The following is a 5507-nucleotide window of genomic DNA, read 5'->3' on the forward strand; positions in this document are numbered from 1 at the left end:
AGCGCAGCGTGGCGAAGGCTTTGAGCTAAGAACCGACGAATGGGGCGCCATAGCAGCTGCACGGGGATTATACTTAACCACCCAAACCGAGCCCAAAGCGCAAGGCAAACAGCTCGACATGCAAGCGGCTATTACCCAGCTTGAAAATGCGCTATCCATTGCCAAAGCCCTACAAAATGCGGCTACTCAGTCTGAAGCCCACGGTGCAGACACTGACAGCCAAGAACAACTTAACAAAACATTAAGCCAACTGACCCAAAGCGGCATACTTGCCTATGCCCAAGAAGGCATTGCCTTAACCAGTCCGCAAAACATTCAACTCTCCACCGGCAACAGCGTTACTTTAACCAGTGAAAACCAAACTGACATTGCCGCCTTAAAAAATGTCACGGTATCAGCAAGGGAAGCATTAGGCTTATTTGCCCACAAATCAGGCATGAAACTCTTTGCCAACCAAGGCGATATTGTGGTGCAAGCCCAAAACGCCAACCTCAACATGGCAGCTAAGCAGGATATAAAAATTGACAGTGTCGATGGTGAGCTCACTGTCACCGCAAGCGAACAGCTTACGTTAATGTGTGGCGGTTCATACATAAAAATCAGCAGTGAAGGCATTGAACTGGGCACACAGGATAATGTTTATCTGAAGTGTAATGTCATGCAAAAGATGGGAGCGAAAGCACTTGATATCTCTACAATAAATTTACCTCAACTTATTACAGAACATGGCATTAAATTTCACTTTGTCGATGATCAAGGCGAGGTATATGCTAATGAACCCTATATTGCCGTGTTACCCGATGGTAAAGAGATACATGGCATAACCGATAAAGAGGGCAAAACAAAAGCCTTTTATACCGATTCGCCAGATTCCATTGATGTGCAATTAACTAGATTAATATAAGGAAATCAATATGAACAATAAAAAACAGGGATCCTTTACTACAGCTAGCACTCGCAAAGTTGGAGCCAATGGCGAGGTTGCTATACATAAACAAGTGATTAAACGGCCTGATGAAGTCATATTGACCATAGGCGTATTTTTTGACGGTACAGCGAATAATTCATTTAACATTTCCATGCGTGAAGAGTACCAACAAGCACTAGCCCGTGGCGAAGTGCCAGAAATCACTTTCCCGGTGTTTAATACCAGTTACAACAATGACCATTCGAATGTCTATAAATTATATCAAATGTATCAGTCTGATCTTAAAAAAGATATTGCGAAATTACCAAAAGATAAAAATGGTGCGGTACATTATCAATTAAGTATTTATATAGAAGGGGTCGGTAGCCGAATTGGTGAAAGTGATAGTAATATTGGCTTTGCTACAGGGCTGGGTTCAACGGGAATAAAAGGCAAAATTAAACGAGCGATTACCGAAATTAAAGAACAATTAAAAACTTTTTTGGATGATTCCCCGAAAATACGTATACAGCAGATTAATTATGATGTATTTGGCTTTAGCCGTGGTGCGGCAACCGCCCGCTACTTTACCAACTTTGTTGCTGACAAGCTAAACGATAACAATAAACGCGGCAGCAATAACCCGTTAACTAAAATGTTAAACCAAGCATTAGAAGGTAAAATCAGTGACCATTGGCAAGGACATGTCAATGGTCATGTCCATTTTTTAGGCATTTTTGATACTGTGGCAGGGATTGGGCGACCGGAAAATTTATTTGATGCCGGCGATGCCAACACCTTTGATATTGATATCCATATCCACCCCGACTCGACCGATGCAGGGTTACATATTCAGGCAGCGCATGAATATCGGCATAACTTTTCACTCAATGATGTGCCTAATTATTTTAAAAAAGTGAGCATGCCCGGTGCCCACTCTGATATTGGTGGTGGTTACCCAAATCACGATATTGAAGAAAACCTTTATATTACCAAAGTGTATCAACATGATAATCTCTATTTAGGGCAATCATCTAATATTTCAAAAAAGCTACAAAAAGCCTTAGCAAAAATCAACCAACACCCTGACTTGTATTACCTATTTTACGGATTAAACGAAGATAACTTTTACCAATGGACAACCTCTGCAAGAAGCGACAATCAAAACTACACCAACGCTTATGGTGTTATTCGGATTAAGCGTAAAATAAAATTTGGGTTGGATCGGGTGGCTTTAAAAATTATGTATAACGAAGCCGTCAAACAAAAGTGTAAATTTATCCCTTTTTTGGATATTTACGCTATCCCGAATGAATTACAAAGTGTGGCAACAAAAATCATCACAGCAGCGAGTAGCTATCAAAACTATCAATTAACCGAGGCTGAAAAACAGTTAGTGTTAAACAACTATACCCACTGCTCGGTTGAATATGAACGCTATTTTTATACCAAACCAGCCGAAAAAGAACTGATCGACAAAAACACCGGTCAAATAGTTAAAATCAGCTGGCCGACAAAAAAAGAAAAAGAACAGGCAATAACGGGCTTACTGCAAGTTCATCAGCCGCATCTTAACCACCAAGGTGATTGGCAACGGCTAATCCACCCTGATCAATAAAACATAAGGATATCTGATGTTAAAATTATTTATTACCATAATAAGCTTAACACTGCTAATAAGCGGTTGCCATGTACCATTTAAACATAACAACGTTGACCCTAATTTGCCACAAAAACCTTACAGTGAATGGCGTATTGGTGGCACTTATCCACACTATTTCCAAGCAACAGTAATTTCCACCATGATAAAAACCCAATCAAACAAATATAAAATTATTGATATAGTTGCGCGTAATAATCAAAATTATGAAACCCCTGGACAATGGCAGACAGAATTTGGTTATAGTAATTTACCGGTTTATTCCGATTTGCCGGAAGAATTTTATATTTGTTGGTCATCCTTTGCTGATCAAACCTTTTATCGTACTAAATTAGTGGTACCATTATGGGCTAGGCAAGAGATGGTAAAACCATATCAATATTATTCTTATGCATATAATAAAGATGATATTGGTTATTACAATACCATTATTATTGGGTTTGCCCCAGGCGGCAGTGTGACCGGTTGGATTAAGGGAGTTCCTCGGCAAGATGCGATCGAATTTGGTAAAGGAATGACTGAACGAATACCGCAAGGGTCGGATGTTTGCCCCAATCCATACCCAAACGGTAAAATAACCGAAATCACTCCCGAAGCCAAAGCTTGGCTAAAAAAACACGGCATGCCTAAAGAGTGGCAAGAAAAATATAATAATGTCACCATGGGGCAATATCTCAAACTCAAAAATCCACCCAATCTTTAAATTGTTAGTATAAATAACCGGCTAAATAAAGAATAATGGTGCAAGTTTAATAAATCACTTTCACCCTTTATTTATCAATATTTAAACAAAGGTCTATTCAGAAGTTGGACAGCGGAGCAGATAGGGCATTTACTGGTGAAATATGAAAGTGAATGGTATGCAGATGAAGGGTTAAGCAAATGGAACGAAGTTGATGAGCTATTTGAAGAAGAAAAGCAACAACAAAAAGCGCTTATTGAAGCGGGATTGGATGAGCTAGGCATCACCGAGCCTTACCTCCGTGATTTTGCCTTAGACGTGGTGGACGAAGCGCATAAACATGTCAAATCAAACTGGCAACTAGAAAAAGCACAGCGCATTAAACCGTCACTGTGGTGGAAAAAAGTGGCAGAGGCACAAGCTCAAAATCAAAATCAAACAACTAGCACAGAACAAAGTGAAGCTAATACGCCTAAACTATCCAATCTATCCGCAGACGGCAAGGCATGGTTTATTCATCCGGTGGCGATGATGGATTATTTTAATGTTATAGAAAATAAGAAAACTGAAACTTGGGATAGTGTTACAAACTCTAGAATTGCGTTATTACACCCGAGAATTCGTCAACATACTTTAGATTTTATAAATGACGCTGAAAGCAAATTAAATTTAAAGTTAAGGGTTTCTGATGGTTATAGGTCTATTGAAGAACAAAATAAACTTTACGATAAAGGTAGGAAAAATTCAGATCCTATTGTGACAAAAGTTAAAGGTGGATATAGTTTTCATAATTATGGATTGGCGATTGATGTGGTAGAAATTTTAGATAAAAAAGCCATTTATTTTGACAATAAGCACCCGAAAATAAAAGAAATTGTAGAGATAGCAAAATCATACGGTTTTTTATGGGGTGGGGACTGGGTTACATTTAAAGATTATCCACACTTTGAATTTAGATACGGTTTTACTACTACTCAACTTTTAAAAAAATATAATGCTGGAGATATAGATGATGAAGGTTATGTCAATATTAATTAATATGTTAATATTTTACTTTCTTATTGGAAATGCTAATGCAGATGTTTTTGAAACTCAATCTTTTTCATCTGAAGGGGCAGAATTAATTTGTGATTATAAAAAAAGTAACGAATTAGTATTAAATGTTTATGGAGAAACATTTGCAAGTAAAATTAAAGTTATAAAAAGTAAACCTCATAATTATAACATCAATGCTAAATTTGATTATTATAATCTCCCGATTTATGAAAAATTTCGCAATATTTTAAGTGTTAATTATGATTTTTATGTTGAAAATGATCAAGTTATTGAATCTTCATTGCTAGACTCTGATTTAAAGCAAGTAATAAAAGATATTTATAAATCTATCAAACAAATTTTAAAAGAAGCTCATGAAAATCAAAAATGTTTATCATGGGTTTTTTAGTGAATCATTAATAATATACGTGATTTGTTGTAAAACTTATCAGATAACAATAAAACATAGAACGAGTAGTGAGCATCAATGAAGTTTACTGGAGCATGACGGCTTGATAGCGATAGAGGAATACAACACAACCTAGGTACAAGTGACGGCACTGGATGAGCAAACGCTACCGATACATGGTTGGGTGAATATAAAAGACAATGTACAAGTGCATATCAAACGGCGTAGTCCATGGCACTGGCCTGGGTTTGAAACGATAGAAGAAAAGGCCACGGTCGGTGAATTATCTGACAAGATAGGTAAGAATAAAGTGGCGAAATTGGATTTAGCCGATTACACCCCAGCGATGCGGGCATTAGACCAAATCTTAACCGGCACACTGATTTATTCAACCCAACGAAAAAAAGACCTACCGCCACCGACTTTTACGGATAGGGATTTAAAGGAAGGGTTACGCAGAAGTTGGACAGCGGAGCAGATAGGGCATTTACTGGTGAAATATGAAAGTGAATGGTATGCAGATGAAGGGTTAAGCAAATGGAACGAAGTTGATGAGCTATTTGAAGAAGAAAAGCAACAACAAAAAGCGCTTATTGAAGCGGGATTAGATGAGCTAGGCATCACCGAGCCTTACCTCCGTGATTTTGCCTTAGACGTGGTGGACGAAGCGCATAAACATGTCAAATCAAACTGGCAACTAGAAAAAGAAGAGCGCATCAAACCCTCACTGTGGTGGAAAAAAGTGGCGCAAGCTCAAACTCAAAACTCAACCGCAAACACAGAAGCCAATACGCCTAAACTATCCAATCTATCC

The 5507-nt window shown here is 38.1% G+C and carries 5 protein-coding genes and 1 pseudogene; all 6 read left to right on the forward strand.

The genetic code is table 11. The annotated features are described in order from the left end of the window. A partial coding sequence (locus tag A9G48_RS00395; RefSeq protein WP_141672926.1) for a DUF2345 domain-containing protein occupies positions 1-904 on the forward strand: 904 nt, incomplete at its 5' end. 10 nt (positions 905-914) lie between these two features. Next, positions 915-2525 carry a T6SS phospholipase effector Tle1-like catalytic domain-containing protein gene (locus tag A9G48_RS00400; RefSeq protein WP_034948081.1) on the forward strand — a complete coding sequence of 537 codons (1611 nt, stop codon included), beginning with the start codon at positions 915-917 and terminating at the stop codon, positions 2523-2525. A 16-nt stretch (positions 2526-2541) separates the two neighbouring features. Continuing rightward, positions 2542-3270 (forward strand): DUF2931 family protein, encoded by a 729-nt coding sequence (locus tag A9G48_RS00405; RefSeq protein ID WP_065575638.1) that lies wholly within the window; start codon positions 2542-2544, stop codon positions 3268-3270. 135 nt (positions 3271-3405) lie between these two features. Beyond that, the gene (locus A9G48_RS11035; protein WP_081299216.1) at positions 3406-4287 is read left to right on the forward strand and encodes a M15 family metallopeptidase; all 882 of its coding nucleotides are present in this window, start codon (positions 3406-3408) and stop codon (positions 4285-4287) included. After that, entirely contained in the window at positions 4271-4693 is a 423-nt protein-coding gene (locus tag A9G48_RS00415; protein ID WP_065585588.1) for a hypothetical protein, read from the forward strand. The genes A9G48_RS11035 and A9G48_RS00415 overlap by 17 nt, the downstream gene beginning before the upstream one ends. 142 nt (positions 4694-4835) lie before the next feature. Next, positions 4836-5507 (forward strand): annotated as a pseudogene (locus tag A9G48_RS00420) (hypothetical protein); the annotation flags it as partial.

It is taken from the genome of Gilliamella sp. wkB18 (genome assembly GCF_001690875.1).
Taxonomy (GTDB): Bacteria; Pseudomonadota; Gammaproteobacteria; order Enterobacterales; family Orbaceae; genus Gilliamella; species Gilliamella apicola_A.

What these genes read in the sequence shown, in the direction of transcription:
- A9G48_RS00400 (WP_034948081.1), top strand. Translation starts at nt 915, where the DNA reads ATGAACAATAAAAAACAGGGATCCTTTACTACAGCTAGCACTCGCAAA.
- A9G48_RS00405 (WP_065575638.1), top strand. Translation starts at nt 2,542, where the DNA reads ATGTTAAAATTATTTATTACCATAATAAGCTTAACACTGCTAATAAGC.
- A9G48_RS00415 (WP_065585588.1), top strand. Translation starts at nt 4,271, where the DNA reads ATGTCAATATTAATTAATATGTTAATATTTTACTTTCTTATTGGAAAT.